Here is a 14129-nt window from a genome sequence, read left to right as displayed (position 1 = left end):
CCGTGCCGGGCGGCCGCCGATGACAGCGTGGGTCAGCGGAGGAACCTATGAGCACCTATCAGATGCAGAAGGTCCTGTTCGACTATCTCAGGGCCCGTGAGCACGCCCCCAAGGACCAGCGGCCGGACATCGCCGCCGTCGTCGCGCACGGCTACGACCTCGACGACGAGGAGCGCAAGGCCGTCGAGGAGCTGGACCTCGGCAAGCTGTACGCGCTCGGCACGCACCCGGTGATCATCAACGGACTGGCCCGCAACATGGGCTATCGCAAGGCCGACTACCGCCCGCTGCTGGCGGGGTCGATGCCTCCGGAGCGGAAGGTGAAGCCGCGATGGCTGAAATCGTGACGGCGTACTGCGCCTCGCACGCGCCGATGCAGGCGGTCGACCCGGAGTCGGCGCCCAAGGCGCAGGCGGACAACTTCTTCGCCGCCCTCGAAGCCGTGCGCAACCAGGCCGAACGCGCGCGCCCGCAGGCCGTCGCGATGCTCTCGGGGGAGCACTTCACCAACTACTTCCTCGACGCGCTGCCGCAGCTGGGCATCGGGCTGGCCGAGAAGTACCAGACCCCGTCGGCGCGGTGGCTGCGCATGGAGCACACCGTGCTGCCCGGCGACCAGAAGCTCGGCGAGCACATCGTGGCCGGCCTGGTCGAGCGCAACCTGTGGCCGACCCTGTCGTACGACATGGAACCCGACCACGGCTTCCTCACCGTCTATGACCAGCTCGACCCGGCATGGCAGACCCCGCTGGTGCCGATGGTGCTCAACTGCACCACGCCGCCGCTGATCACGCTGCGGCAGAGCTACGAGTTCGGCATCGCGATGGGCGACATCCTGCGCTCCTACGACGGGCTCGAGCGGGTGGCGCTGGTCGGCGGCGGCGGGCTGTGCCACTACGTCGGCGAGCCGCGCATCGGCGACATCGACGAGGACTTCGAACGCTGGTTCCTCGCCGAGCTGGGCAAGCCCGACTGCGGCGAGCTGCTCGACGTGCCCAACGACGAGCTGATGGAGGCGGGCAACGGCACCGGCGAGGTCCGCGCGTGGGTGGCGCTGGCCGGCGCGATGCGCGGGCACGAGATGAAGGTGCTGGCATACGAGCCGATCTACGAGTGGATCATCGGAATGGCGGTCGTGACCTGGACGCCGTGACGCCGGTCTTCCGGCAGGTGATCGGCCACTTCACCAGCGGCGTGGTCGTGATCACGGCCGTGCAGGACGAGGTCCCGTACGGCATGACGGTCAGCGCCGTCTGCTCGCTGTCGCTCGACCCGCCGATGCTGCTGGCGTGCCTCAACACCGCGAGCCGCACCCAGGAGGCCGTACGCCGCTCCGGCCTCTTCGCGGTCAACATCCTCGGCGAGCAGCAGGGCGAGCTGGCCGAGCGGTTCGCGCGGCCGGGGGACCGGTTCGCGGGGCTGCGGACCGACCCCGGGCGTACGGGCGTGCCGTTGCTCCCCGGCGCGCTCGCCACGGTGGAGTGCCGCGTCGCCGAGACGGTGAGCGCCGGCACGCACCGCGTGTTCCTGGCCGAGGTGGTGCACGCGGAGGCCGCCGGGGGCTCGCCGCTGGCGTACTTCCGCGGCCGGTTCGGCAAGTTCGAGCCGGCCCAGGACGCGCAGGCGTACCGGACCGTACGCCGGCTCGTCCTCGACCGCCTGCTCGCCCCGGGTGAGCCGGTCGGCGTCGAGCCGCTGGCCGACCGGCTCGGGGTGCCGCCGTCCTCGGTGTACTACGCGCTCACCCGGCTGGTGGGCGACCGGCTCGTGCGGCTGGACGCCCGGCTCGGGCACGTCGTCGCCCCGCTCGACGCGGCGACCTCCGACGACACGCACGACGCCAAGCTCGCCATCGAGCTGGGCGCCGCGGCCCTGGTCGCCGGGCGCCTCTCCGCCGAGCAGCTGGCCTCGCTGCGCTCGCTGGCCGTGGCCGCCGCCTCCCACGTACGCGACGGGCGGTTCACCGACGTGGACGGCTACATCCGCGACAACCACGCCTTCCACCGCTACCTCGTGGACGCCACCGGCGTCCGCGCGCTCGCCGACGCGTACGAGCACCTCAGCCTGCCCGACGTGATGGCGCGGGCGCTGCCGCCCGGCAGCGGGGCCGACCCGCACCTGGTCCGCGACCACTTCGAGCTGGTGGACGCGCTCGAACGCGCCGACCTGCCCGCCGTGCGCCGCGTGCTGACCGCCCACAACGAGCACGCCAAGGCGACTCAGCGCGCCGGCATCCGTGCTAGCGTCGCGCCACCATGAAGCTCCTCCTCACCTCCGCGGGCGTCACGAACGCGAGCATCCGCGACGCGTTGATCGACCTGCTGGGCAAGCCGATCGAGGAATCTGTCGCCCTCTGCATCCCCACCGCCTCGTACGGCAGCCCGATGGTCACCCCCGCTGTCACCTACCGCTTCCTCACCGGGCGGACCGGACAGCCCATGACCGAGCTGGGGTGGAAGTCGCTGGGCGTGCTCGAGCTGACCGCGCTGCCCACCATCGACCGCGACCGCTGGGTCTCGTGGGTGCGCGAGGCGGACGCCCTGCTGGTCAAGGGCGGTGACACGCTGTACCTGAGCCACTGGATGCGCGAGTCCGGGCTGGCGGACCTGCTGCCTGCCCTGCCCGACACGGTCTGGGTCGGGTACAGCGCCGGAAGCATGGTGATGGCGCCCCACGTCGGCCGGGAGTTCGTCGACTGGCAGCCCCCCGCCGGCGGCGACAGCGCGCTCGGGGTCGTGGACTTCGCGATCTTCCCGCACCTGGACCACCCCGACGCCCCCGAGAACGACATGGCCGCCGCCGAGCAGTGGGCCGCCCGCATCCCCGGCCCCGCATACGCCATCGACGACCGGACCGCCCTCAAGGTCACCGACAACCTCGTGGAGGTCGTCTCCGAGGGCCACTGGCGCCTGTTCGACCCGGCCTTCGGTGACCTCCCCGTTCTCGAGCTGGGACGCCCCGGCCCGGAGCGCGACTCCGGGGTGAGCGCCATCCTCACCGGCGCGAAGACGGCGATGACCGGGCTGCCCGCGTTGCACGCCGGCGAGCCGCTGCCCGCGGCCGGCGACCGGTTCCGCGTCGTCGACTCGACCGGCCGCGCGGTGGCCGTGATCGAGCTGACCGACGTCGGCACCTCGCCGATCAGCGCCGTCACCGACGACTACGCCCACGCCGAGGGCCGCGGTTACCGCGACGCCGCCGACTGGCGCGCCGGCCACGAGGACTTCTTCCGCAGCGACCTCGTGGCCGGCATCCTCGGCGGCGTCCCCGACATCGACGACGACACACTCGTGCTGACCCAGCGCTTCGTCCTGACCGCCCGCCTCTCCAGCGACGCCTGACGGGGGATCCACCCGCACCAGGTAGGACGACGCCGTCACGGCTTCCTGAGGCGCAGGTGGCGGTGGGCGGCCATGCGGACCGGGGCGTTGACCTCGCCGAAGCCGTCGTAGCCGCCGCGGCGCTCGACGATCTCGAAGAAGACCCGGCCGCCGTGGACGGGAGTGTAGAGGTGCAGCAGCTCGCCCCCGGAGGCGTCACGGTCGTACAGGATGGCGTGCCGGCGCAGCTGGGCGGCGAACGCGTCGGGCAGGGCGAAGCGCGCCACCAGGTCGGCGTAGTAGTTGTCGGGCACGGGCAGGGTCGTGCCGCCGAGGCGTTCCAGGGCGGCGGCGGTGGTGAAGATGTCGGCGGTGGTGAAGGCGACGTGCTGGGGGTCGGCGACGGCGGGCGCCCAGCCGCCGCGGCGCAGCAGCGAGACAGTCAGCAGCAGGCGTACGCGGCGGTCGGCGGTGTGGAAGGCCTGTGACCGCATCAGACCGTACGGGGCGGCGTACTCCTGGGCCGCGGCCCGCTCCAAGCCGAGCACCGAACGGTAGAACAGCCCGGCCTCGTCGAAGTGGTCGAACGGCTGGGCCAGCCCGACGTGGTCGGTGGTGATCAGGCCGACGCCGGCGGAGGACTGGCCCGTGGCCAGGAAGTCGGCCCGCCAGTCGTCGTCGTCGCGGCTGAAGAACACCGAGGTGCCGTCGGGGGCCGCGATCGCGGCGATGTCCGCCTCGCGCGGGCCGCGGACGCGCGGCAGTGTCGGCGCCAGCAGGGCGGTGGCGCGGGCGCGGGACTGCGCGGTGTCCTCGGTGGTCAGGGCGAAGGCGTCCAGCGCGGCGGCGCCCGTGGGCAGCTCGCGGGTGACGCCGCTGTTGAGCAGGATCCGGCACGCGCCCTGCTCCCACAGCTGCACCGGCTTGGAGCGGTGCTGGCCGGTGTGGGCGAACCCCAGGCCCTCCAGCGCGGTCTGCAGCTCGGGACCGGAGCGGCCGTCCACCGCGAACTCGGCGAAGGCGTGCGCGGACAGCGGCGGCGCGGGCGGCAGGCGGCGCCCGTGGTCGTCCAGGCCGTCCTCGAGCGCGATCAGCGAGCGCATCGCGTCCACGGCCGTACGCCCGGGGTCGGCCTGGCGGAAGACGTCGTTGAACACCTCCAGCGACAGCGGGCCGGTGTAGCCCGAGGCGAGCACCAGCCGCACGAAGCCGGTCAGGTCGAACGAGCCCTGCCCGGGGAACAGCCGGTGGTGGCGGCTCCACTGCAGCACGTCCATGCTCAGGTGCGGCGCGTCGGCCAGCTGAAGGAAGAACACCTTGCCGGGGGTGATGCCGGCGATGCCGGAGGGGCTGACCTCGCGCGAGAGCACGTGGAACGAGTCGAGGCACAGGCCCAGCGCGGGATGCCCGGCCTTGTCGACGATGCGCCACGAGTGGTCCCAGGTGGACACGTGCCGGCCCCAGGCCAGAGCCTCGTACGCGATCCGGAAGCCCCGCTGCGCGGCGCGGTCGGCGAGCCGCATCAGCTGCTCGGCGGCCAGGTCGTCGTCGTCGATCGCGGCGGGGGAGACCGACGAGCAGACCAGCACGGTGTCCGCGCCCAGCTCCGCCATCACGTCGAACTTGTGCTCGGCGCGGGCCAGGTTGGCGGCCAGCTGCGCCTCGGAGACCGCCTCGAAGTCGCGGAACGGCTGGTAGAGGTCGACGCTCAGGCCCAGATCGGCGCAGCGGGCCCGGATCTCGGCGGGCGACCAGGGCGCCAGCACGAGGTCGTTCTCGAACAGCTCGATGCCGTCGAACCCGGCCGCGGCGGCCGCGGCCAGCTTGTCGTCCAGCGCGCCGGACATGCAGACCGTGGCCACCGACCGGCGGAACCTCGAGGCGCCCATCGCCGGGCCCTCACCCCTCGACCCGGGACACCGCGCGCAGCTCGTCCGGCGTCGTGGTGCCGAAACCGAAGAACTCGAGGTACGCCGGGATCTGCTCGAACAGCATGTCCTTGCCGACCTGGACGGGGCAGCCGCGCTCCTGCGCCGCCTGCAGGAAGGGCGTGATCTCGCGCGTCATCACGACCTCGCCCACGAACGTGCCGGGGGCGATCCGGCTCACGTCCACCGGCAGCGGGTCGCCCGGCTCCATGCCCAGCGGCGTGGCGTTGACCACCACGTCGTACCCGTCGGGGTCCTTGGAACCGGTGACCACCTCGATGTCGGGGTAGTTCTTGGAGATGCGCCCGGCCAGCGCGTCCGCGGCCACCGCCTGGGCGTCGAAGACCGCGAGCGTCCCCACGCCCGCGCCGGCCAGCGAGGCCGCGATCGCCGAGCCGACGCCGCCGCTGCCGACCACCAGCGCGCGCCTGCCGGTGAGCTCCACGCCCTTGCGCTGCACGCCGCGCACGAAGCCGGCGCCGTCGAACTGGTCGCCCAGCAGCGTGCCGTCGTCGCGGCGCAGCACCGCGTTGGCGGCCCCGGCGATCTGCGCGGTCGGCGTGAGCTCGTCGACGAGGTCCACGGTGGTCACCTTGTGCGGCATGGTCACCAGCGCGCCGCGGATGTTGGTCAGCCGGAACAGCGGCCGGAAGAACGCCGGATAGTCCGGCGCCTGCACGCCCATCGGGACGACCACCGCGTCGATGCCCCGGTGGTCGAACCAGGGGTTGTAGATCAGCGGCGCCTTGAAGCTGTGCGTCGGATAACCCATGTGCGCGATGAGGATCGTCGTGCCGCTGATCATCGTGACCCCTCCGATCGGTTCCCCGGCCATCGTCGTCGCGCGGGGGCCCGTACGGCGTCCGGTTGCCGATCAGCGGAAGTCGGCCCGGCGCCGTGACCGCCATCGCCCGTAATCGTTCTCACTGAGAGTTGTCCGTCGATGGAGGGGATGCTGGGACCATGGTGACCACAATGCAGGCGGCCTTCGCCGTCGCGATCGTGGCGTTCGCCGCGACGCTCGGCGTGCTGACGACCCTGTTCAGGGCCCAGCTGCGCGGCTACGACCGGGCGGTCGCGGCGGACCTGCTGGACGAGTGGGCGGCCACGTACGCGGCCGATCCGCTCGCGGTGCCGTCCGCCGAGGTGCTCGCCGCGATGGTCCGCATGCCCGTGCCCGCCCGCTCCGTCTGGGACCGGATGTCGGCTAACTTAGCTAGGTGATTGCTAACACTCGGGGCGCCGCCTGGTCCGTGTGGGCCGGCGGACTGCTGATCTACGTCGTCGGCGTCTTCCAGCGCTTCACGCTCAGCGTCGCGGCGGTCGACGCCCTCGACCGCCTCGGCATCTCCGCCGCCGGGCTGAGCGCGCTGGCGGTGGTGCAGGTGGCGGTGTACGCCGCGATCCAGATCCCGGTCGGCGTGCTCGCCGACCGGTTCGGCTACCGGCGGCTGATCCTCGCCGGCGGCCTGCTGATGGCCGTGGGGCAGACCGCGGTGGCGCTCGCGCACAGCCTGCCGCTCGCCGTCGGCGGCCGGCTCGTGGTCGGGCTCGGCGACGGGCTCATGTGGATCTGCATGGCCCGCATCGTCGCGGGCTGGTTCCCGGCCCGGCGCAACCCGCTGATGCTCCAGGTGACCGCCATGGTCGGGCAGCTCGGCGCGATCGCCTCGGCCGTGCCCATGGTGTTCCTGCTGCGCTCCGGCGGCTGGACCACCGCGTTCCTGGTGTCCGCGGGCGTGGGCATCGCCTCGGTGCTGCTGGGCCTGGCGCTGCTGCGCGAGCCGCCGGACCGCGCCGCGCTGCCGCCGGCCTCGGTGCGGGAGCTGGCGGCCACCCTGCGGTGGACGTACGCGGAGACCGGCACCCGGCTCGGGCTGTGGACACACTTCGGCACCCAGTTCCCCGCGATGGCCTTCGCGCTGCTGTGGGGCTTCCCGTTCCTCACGATCACGCAGGACCTGGACGCCACCACGGCCGGCACCCTGCTGTCGATCCTCACGCTGTCGTTCATCGTCGGCGGCCCGATCCTCGGCCACCTGGTCGGGCGGCACCCGCTGTCCCGCTCGCGGATGGCGCTGACGGTCATCGGCTCGTCCGCCGCCGTCTGGACGGTCGTGCTGCTCTGGCCCGGCCGCGCCCCGCTCGGGCTGCTGGTCGTGCTGGTCGTCGTGCTCGGCTGGAACCAGCCCGGCTCGATGATCGGCTTCGACCACGCCCGCTCGTTCAACCCCGGCCACCGCCTGAGCACCGCCACCGGCATCGTCAACGTCGGCGGGCACGTGGCGTCGCTGGTCTGCATCCTGCTCATCGGCCTGGTGTCCACCGCGCTGCCGCACGCGGGCCTGTCCGGCGACGACGCCCTGCGCTGGGCCTTCGCCGTGCAGTATCCGCTGTGGATCGTCGGCGCCTGGCAGATCCTGCGCTACCGCGGCCGGGCCCGCCGGACGTACGGCCGCTACACCGCCCGCCTGCGGTACGGTGCGTGACATGCACCTGGCCATGAGTGCCCTCGTGCTCGCCGCGGGCCTGTCCATCGCGCTGTTCCTCGACGCCTCCTCCGAGGAGCAGCTGTTCGGCTACGTGCTGGCCGCCGTCGGCGCCCTCGGCCTCGCCGGCGCCCTGATCATGCGCCGCCGCCGCGACTGACGCCGCTCTGTACTCCCGCGCGGAGATTGCGGCCGACTGCGGGGAGCGCACATGCGGATGAGGCTGACGACTGCTTCGGTGTTGCTCGTGGTCGCCGCCTCCGCGGGGTGTTCGAGCTCGGCCGACGTCGCTCCCGGTGGGGCCGGCCCGGCCTCGGCGCCGGCGAGCTCGGGCGCCACCGCCGGCACGCCGGCGAGTCCGGTCGCGAGGACAGCCGGCCGGCAGGAGACGTGCGCGGCCTTCATCGCCTGGTTGAGCAGGACATCGGACGACGGCGATCCCCGGGTGCGTGACTACGTCGCCGTGCAGCTCGACCCCGACGGATTCTCCGCGCCCGGCAAGAACGAGATCCTTCGCACGTACTTCGCGTTCCAGGAGCGGGAGTTGCGCCCGGTGGCGGAGGCGGCTGCGGACCCGGCGTTGCGGAAGGCGCTGGGCACACTGGTCGACGGGATTGCCGCCCGCGCCCGGGACACGACCGCGACAAAAACACCCGGGGGCCTGCCGGCCCAGGCGCAGATCATCGGGATGTGTCACCTTCCCGGCCGGGTGGACAATGTTGGCAGTTCCGGCCGCGGGGCTATGTCCTCCGGGTGACAGCGCCCGCGGAGAGGGCTGTCCATACTTCGGGCATGCCTGCGCAGCGCAGCGGCACGCTCGAGGTCGTCGTCCTGCATCACGAACGGGGCGCCCTTGCGGGGGCCACCGTCACGCTGCGCCGGGTGGACTTCCCCAGCGGCCACGGCGTTCGCGCCTCCTTCGACGAGGACACCTCCCGCTACCTGGTGAGCGGGGTGGGCGAGGGCCGTCACCTGCTGCGGGTCGGGCACCCGGACACCAACGCCGACGAGCGGGAGATCGAGGTGGACCCGGCGGGGTCGACCGAGGTGTTCGTGCTGGGTGAGCCGGGGCTGCCGCACTTCCGTCGGGGCCGGGTGCGGGTGCCGTTCCGGCCGCGGGAGGACCTGGTGGGCGTGGTCTTCCGGGCGTCGCTGCCGCGGTCGGCTGCGGACGCTGCGGTCGGCTCGCTGAGCGACCTGGGGCTGGTCGAGCTCGACGTGCCCGAGCACGTGCGGCGCCAGCACGTACGGGTGCTGAGAACGACGCGGAAGGACGGTCTCGACGCGATCGTGCGCAGCCTGCAGGCGCGGCCCGACGTGGAGCGGGCCGGTCCGGTCGTGCTGCTGGACGACCGGTCGGTGTCGTTCCTGACCGACGAGCTGATCGTCCGCTTCGCCGACGCGGTGACCGAGGACCGGGCGGCGGAGCTGCTGGCCGCGCGGGAGCTGCGCGTGCTGCGGCGCCTGCCGTACGCGGGCAACAGCTACCACGTCACGCGGCCGGGACCGCCGAGCTACTCGCTGCTGGACGTCGCGGCCGCCCTCAACGAGTCGGCCGAGGTGGTGTGGGCCGAACCCAACCTGGCGGGCGCCGTCGAGCCCGACGTGATCACGCCGCCGGACCTGCTGTGGGGCGGCCTCTGGGACCGGCGCCTGGTCGGGGCCGACCAGGCGTGGCAGGAGCTGCGGGACGCCGGGGAGCCGGCCTTCGGCTCGCCGGACGTCGTCATCGCGGTGGTCGACTCCGGCATCGGGTCGAGCGGCGGGGTGCCGGCGCACCCGGAGTTCCGGGGCACGGTCTCCAGCGGGGCGCCGAAGGTCGCCCGGCTGTTCGACTTCCGGCAGCTGGTCGAGGGCAACGACCAGACGCAGGACGGCCACGGCGTCAGCGTCGCCGGCATCGCGGCGGCCACCGCGGGCAACCTCGTCGCGCCGGGCGCCACGGTCGCCGAGGGCCTCACCGGCGCCGCGCCGAACTGCCGGGTGATGGGGCTGATCCACGGGGCCACCGAGGCCGACGTCGCCGACATGTACGTCTGGGCGGCCGGCTTCGACCCGGCGAGCCCGCGGCCCGGCTTCCCCGCGCCGCCCGGCTCCGGCGCGGACGTGTTCACCACCAGCGTCGGCTTCGGCGCGGGCGCCCCGCTGTCCGGCACCGCGCAGGCGATGCTCGATCACCTCGCCACCGCGGGGCGCGGCGGCCGGGGGTGCCTCTGCTTCTTCTCGGCCGGCAACAGCGGCGCCGACGTGGTGACACTGCGGCCGTACGCGGGATACGCGCGCAGCTTCGGCACGGCCGCCACGACGCTCGCCGCCGACGGCGTGACCGAGATCCGCGCGCCGTACTCCAACCACGGAACGGTCGAGCTGAGCGCACCCAGCCACGACGGCGACGTGGCGGGGCTGCCCCTGCACGATCCGCCCCTGCACCACGCGTCGTGGTCGTGCACCCCGCCCGGGGAGGGCAACCTCCTCGGGCACGTGGTGGTGACGGACACGCTGACCCGGCCCGCCGCCCGCGGCGACACCACGATCGCCCTCGGCAGCGGCGCCGGGCTCGTGACCGGCGACCGGCTGCTGCTCGGCGACCCTGGGGCCGCGGGCGGCGAGACGGTCCGGGTGGGCGGGCTGCCCGTCGCCGGTGTGGTGCGGGTGGGCGCGCTCCGCCATCCGCATCCGGCGGGAACGACCGTGCGCAGCGGGCCAGCCGACTACCGCAACGACTTCGGTGGCACCTCCGCGGCCGCGCCCCTGGCGGCGGGCGTGGCGGCGCTGCTGCTCTCGGCGGACCCGGACCTCACCGAGGCTCAGGTGCGCACGATCCTGCGCCGGACCGCGGTCAGGCCCGAGCCCGGCAACGCCGACCCGGTCGGCCGCTGGCTCGACGACACCGGCACGCCGTCGTCGGTGAGCGGGCGGCCGCCGTCCTTCAGCCGGTGGTTCGGGCACGGCCGCGTCGATGCCGCCGCGGCGGTGCGCGAGGCGCTGGCCCACGCCGCCCACGTGCGGCAGAGGCGGCTCCCGGTGGGATGAGCGCGTCGCAGAGCGTCCTCATCGTGGACGACCACCCGGTCGTCCGCCGGGGGCTGCACGCCATGCTCGCGGCCGAGGCGTGGGTCGGCGAGGTGCTCGAGGCGGCCACGGTGGCCGAGGCCGTACGCGAGGTCGTCCTGCGGCCGGTGCACCTCGTGGCCATGGACGTCATGCTGCCCGACGGCGACGGCATCGAGGCGACCCGGCGGATCCTGCGGGCCCGCCCGGCGGTGCGGGTGCTCGTCCTGACGATGGCGCAGGACGACGACCTGGTGTCCCGGGCGCTGGCGGCCGGCGCCCGCGGCTACGTGCTCAAGATGACCAGCCCGGACACCCTGATCGACTCGCTGCGGACGGTCGCCGGTGGCGGCATGGTGCTGGGCCCGGACGTCGACCCGGTACCCCTGACCTGTGCGCGGCGAGCGCCGGCCGCGCTGCGCGCGCCGTTCGACCGGCTCACCGTGCGCGAGCGCGAGGTGCTGCAGCGGCTGGCCGGCGGCGACACCAACGCCCGCATCGCCCGGCATCTCGGCGTCACCGAGAAGACGGTCCGCAACCAGCTCACCGCCGTCTTCGCGAAGCTCGGGGTCGCCGACCGCATCCAGGCCGCGCTGCTCGCCCGCGACGCCGGCCTCGGGCCCTGACCGGCACGTCCCGCGCCGCCGGGACATCCGGCTCATGTGACCGGGACACCGGGACGCGATAGTCGGCCTCGAGGCCACGAACGAGTCCGGACCAGAGGGAGGACACCGCCATGCAGGGGTCGCCGCGTTACTTCATCGTCGCCGCCCGGACCTGGGTGCACGCGTACGCCACCACGGAGGACCTCGTCGCCGACGACGCGATCACCCTGCACCACTGCGGTGGTCTCGAGTTCTTCGACAGCGACGGCCACCGCTACGCGCCCGTGCTCGGCGCCGGCCGCACGCTCACGACCATCGCGAGAACACCCGACCCGGCCGACCCGGCCGTGGTCGCGGCGCGCATCCGCACAGCGCTCGGGCACGTCCGCCGGCAGCTGCGGGCCCGGCCGCGGGAGATCTTCGAGAAGGTCAACGAGAACCGGATCCTCAGCCACCACGAGGCGAGCATCGAGCTGATCGAGGAGACGCGCGAGCCGTACCGGCTGAGGTTCAAGGCCGGCGTCGGCGGCGCGGGCCGCAAGGAGTTCACGCTCGACGACGCGTCGTTCGGGTTCGACGGCGCCGGCGAGACGCTGGAGCAGGCGATCGCCTCGCACCTGCCGCTGCTCGGCATCGCTGCCGAGCCGCGCGAGCCCGAGCCGGGCGCGGACCCGGAACACGACCACACGGCGAACCAGAGCTGGGAACACCGGCTGTGCCACGCCGTGGGCCTCTGCTGACCGGCCGGGCGCCGAGATGACACAGGCCGACGCCGCACGTCCCCGGCCGCACCGCTGGCGCGTGGCCGTGCCGGCGACCGCCGCGGTGGGCGCGCTCGTGCTGGCGGGGCAGCTCGTCGACACGGGCGCGGAACCGGGCGGCCCGGTGGCGCTGACCGCCGCGGTCGCATTGTCGTTCACCGCGATGGGCGTGCTCGTGCTCGCCGGCGCCCCGCGCCACGGCGTCGGCCGGCTGATGCTCGCGGCGGGCGTGTGCGCCGCCGTCGCCGCGATCGCCACCAGCTGGACCGGCTGGGGCCCGCTGGCCTGGCTCAGCAAGTGGACCTGGTGGCTGCCGTTCGGCCTGGTGTTCCTGGCATTGCTGGCGTTCCCGGACGGTCGGCTGCCCTCGCCGCGCTGGCACTGGCTCGCCGCGGTCATCGGCGGCGCGACGCTGGTGACCACGGTGGGTCTGGCGGTGGCGGCGGCCGACCATCCCCGCACGTTGCTCACCTCGCTCGACGAGCCGCTGACCGGGCGGGCCCGGCTCGCGCTGGTGATCGCGTTCGGGGCGCTGCTGGTGTCGCTGCTCGGGCTGCTCGGCGTGGTGGCCGCGCTGGGGACGCGGTGGCGCCGCGCCGACGGCGTCACCCGCCGGCAGATCGCGTGCCTGCTGCCCGGCGCCGCGCTGCTACTGCTCGGGCTGATCCTCAACATCGTGGGCGTGACCGGGCTGTGGCCGATCACCGCGGCCGCCGTGCCGCTCGGCATGACCGTCGCCGTGCTGCAGTACCGCCTCTACGACCTCGACCAGCTGATCAACCGCACGCTCGTGTGGATCGTGCTGACCGTGCTGGTGGTCGTGTCGTTCGTCGCTCTTGTGGCCGTGCTGCGCGAGGTCCTCACGAGCGGGTCCGACGACCGCGCCTCGCTGGTCGCCACCGGCCTGATCGTGCTGACGTTCCAGCCGGCGCACCGCCGGGTGCAGCGCTGGGTCAACCGGATGCTGTACGGCGAGCGCGACGACCCGTACGAGGTCATCGCCCGGCTCGGGGAGCTGCTCGGGCACACCGCCGAGCCCACCAGGGTGCTGCCCTCGCTGGTGCACGCCATCGCGGGCTCGCTGCGGGTGCCGTACGTGGCGGTGGAGCTCGAGGGCCCCGGCGGCCCGCGCCTCGCCGCGTCCGACGGCGAGGCCACCACGGTCGTCGAGGCGTTCGAGATGGTGGCGCACAGCGAGACGGTGGGCCGGCTGCTGGTCGCCCGGCGGCGCTCCGGCGACCGCTTCACCCGCCGCGAGCGCCGGCTGCTCGAGGACGTGGCGCTGCACGCGGCCGTCGCGGCCGAGGACCTGCGGCTGATCCACGACCTGCAGGAGTCGCGGGAGAAGCTGGTGGTGGCCCGCGAGGAGGAACGCCGCCGGCTGCGCCGCGAGCTGCACGACGGGGTGGGCCCCACGCTGGTCGGCATGTCGATGGAGCTGCAGGCCGCGCGCCGGATCCTGCAGTGCCCGGCGCGCGCGGAGGAGATCCTGGCGACGCTGGCGGACGACCTGACGCTGTGCATGTCGGAGGTCCGTCAGCTCGTCGACCAGCTCCGCCCGCCCGCGCTGGACAACGGGCTCGAGGCCGCCCTGCGCCTGGAGTGCAAGCGGTTCGACAGCCCGGAGCTGGCGGTGTCGCTGACCGTCGGGCACGACCTGCGCGGCCTGCCCGCCGCCGTCGAGGTCGCGGTGTACCGCATCGTCGGCGAGGCGCTGACCAACGTGGCCCGGCACGCCGCCGCGCGCTCGTGCCGGGTGAGCGTGCAGACGGGACGGTCGCTCGTGCTGGAGGTCTCGGACGACGGCGCCGGCATGCCCGACGCGATCCGCCACGGCGTGGGCATCCACTCCATGCGCGAACGCGTCGTGGAGCTGGGCGGCGAGCTGCACATCGCGACGGCGCCGCGGCGCGGCACGACCGTACGGGCCCGCCTGCCGCTGGCCGCCGTGGCCGGCGTCCCGTGACGCCCGGGA

The 14129-nt window shown here is 73.9% G+C and carries 14 protein-coding genes and 1 pseudogene; 13 read left to right on the top strand and 2 right to left on the bottom strand.

All coding sequences use genetic code 11. From position 1 onward, the window contains the following. The first annotated feature begins 47 nt into the window (after nucleotides 1-47). The 5 genes and pseudogenes from ACSNN8_RS30675 to ACSNN8_RS30655 all read left to right on the top strand — a co-directional run bounded on the left by ACSNN8_RS30675 (nucleotide 48) and on the right by ACSNN8_RS30655 (nucleotide 3341). Nucleotides 48-347: a hypothetical protein gene (locus tag ACSNN8_RS30675; protein ID WP_436653451.1), complete on the top strand. Its 300-nt coding sequence runs from the start codon at nucleotides 48-50 to the stop codon at nucleotides 345-347. Beyond that, nucleotides 332-1153 (top strand): hypothetical protein, encoded by an 822-nt coding sequence (locus ACSNN8_RS30670; protein ID WP_436653450.1) that lies wholly within the window; start codon nucleotides 332-334, stop codon nucleotides 1151-1153. Before ACSNN8_RS30675 ends, ACSNN8_RS30670 begins: the two co-directional genes overlap by 16 nt. Beyond that, complete coding sequence (locus ACSNN8_RS30665; RefSeq protein ID WP_436653449.1) at nucleotides 1150-2259, top strand: flavin reductase; 1110 nt, start codon at nucleotides 1150-1152, stop codon at nucleotides 2257-2259. Before ACSNN8_RS30670 ends, ACSNN8_RS30665 begins: the two co-directional genes overlap by 4 nt. After that, nucleotides 2256-2915 (top strand): annotated as a pseudogene (locus ACSNN8_RS30660) (Type 1 glutamine amidotransferase-like domain-containing protein); the annotation flags it as partial. The gene ACSNN8_RS30665 and the pseudogene ACSNN8_RS30660, both read left to right, overlap by 4 nt. 66 nt (nucleotides 2916-2981) lie before the next feature. Further along, on the top strand, nucleotides 2982-3341 hold the full coding sequence (locus tag ACSNN8_RS30655) for an ASCH domain-containing protein (RefSeq protein ID WP_436655460.1): 360 nt from the start codon (nucleotides 2982-2984) through the stop codon (nucleotides 3339-3341). Nucleotides 3342-3376: 35 nt separating this feature from the next. Here the strand turns inward: ACSNN8_RS30655 and ACSNN8_RS30650 are convergent, their stop codons facing one another. After that, nucleotides 3377-5209 carry a bifunctional sugar phosphate isomerase/epimerase/4-hydroxyphenylpyruvate dioxygenase family protein gene (locus ACSNN8_RS30650; RefSeq protein ID WP_436653448.1) on the bottom strand — a complete coding sequence of 611 codons (1833 nt, stop codon included), beginning with the start codon at nucleotides 5207-5209 and terminating at the stop codon, nucleotides 3377-3379. A gap of 10 nt (nucleotides 5210-5219) precedes the next feature. Next, the gene (locus ACSNN8_RS30645; RefSeq protein ID WP_436653447.1) at nucleotides 5220-6053 is read right to left on the bottom strand and encodes a shikimate dehydrogenase family protein; all 834 of its coding nucleotides are present in this window, start codon (nucleotides 6051-6053) and stop codon (nucleotides 5220-5222) included. A gap of 158 nt (nucleotides 6054-6211) precedes the next feature. Here ACSNN8_RS30645 and ACSNN8_RS30640 point away from each other — a divergent pair, with 158 nt between their 5' ends. From ACSNN8_RS30640 to ACSNN8_RS30605, 8 genes are all read left to right on the top strand, one after another. Continuing rightward, on the top strand, nucleotides 6212-6472 hold the full coding sequence (locus ACSNN8_RS30640; protein WP_436653446.1) for a hypothetical protein: 261 nt from the start codon (nucleotides 6212-6214) through the stop codon (nucleotides 6470-6472). Continuing rightward, entirely contained in the window at nucleotides 6469-7737 is a 1269-nt protein-coding gene (locus ACSNN8_RS30635) for an MFS transporter (protein WP_436653445.1), read from the top strand. Before ACSNN8_RS30640 ends, ACSNN8_RS30635 begins: the two co-directional genes overlap by 4 nt. Nucleotide 7738: 1 nt before the next feature. Further along, nucleotides 7739-7897, top strand: coding sequence for a hypothetical protein (locus ACSNN8_RS30630; RefSeq protein WP_436653444.1), 159 nt, complete (start codon nucleotides 7739-7741; stop codon nucleotides 7895-7897). Nucleotides 7898-7948: 51 nt separating this feature from the next. Beyond that, nucleotides 7949-8494: a hypothetical protein gene (locus ACSNN8_RS30625; protein ID WP_436653443.1), complete on the top strand. Its 546-nt coding sequence runs from the start codon at nucleotides 7949-7951 to the stop codon at nucleotides 8492-8494. 35 nt (nucleotides 8495-8529) lie between these two features. Next, on the top strand, nucleotides 8530-10770 hold the full coding sequence (locus tag ACSNN8_RS30620) for a S8 family serine peptidase (RefSeq protein WP_436653442.1): 2241 nt from the start codon (nucleotides 8530-8532) through the stop codon (nucleotides 10768-10770). Continuing rightward, nucleotides 10767-11414: a response regulator transcription factor gene (locus ACSNN8_RS30615; RefSeq protein ID WP_436653441.1), complete on the top strand. Its 648-nt coding sequence runs from the start codon at nucleotides 10767-10769 to the stop codon at nucleotides 11412-11414. Before ACSNN8_RS30620 ends, ACSNN8_RS30615 begins: the two co-directional genes overlap by 4 nt. Nucleotides 11415-11524: 110 nt before the next feature. Beyond that, nucleotides 11525-12133: a hypothetical protein gene (locus ACSNN8_RS30610; RefSeq protein ID WP_436653440.1), complete on the top strand. Its 609-nt coding sequence runs from the start codon at nucleotides 11525-11527 to the stop codon at nucleotides 12131-12133. A gap of 16 nt (nucleotides 12134-12149) precedes the next feature. Next, a complete protein-coding gene (locus ACSNN8_RS30605) occupies nucleotides 12150-14120 on the top strand; it encodes a sensor histidine kinase (protein ID WP_436653439.1) in 1971 nt (656 codons plus the stop codon). The last annotated feature ends 9 nt before the right edge of the window (nucleotides 14121-14129 follow it).

Source organism: Actinoplanes sp. URMC 104, assembly GCF_051386375.1.
Classification (GTDB): domain Bacteria; phylum Actinomycetota; class Actinomycetes; order Mycobacteriales; family Micromonosporaceae; genus Actinoplanes.
Note: the sequence above shows the minus strand (reverse complement) of the source record. Positions and strands in the feature narration are given on the sequence as shown.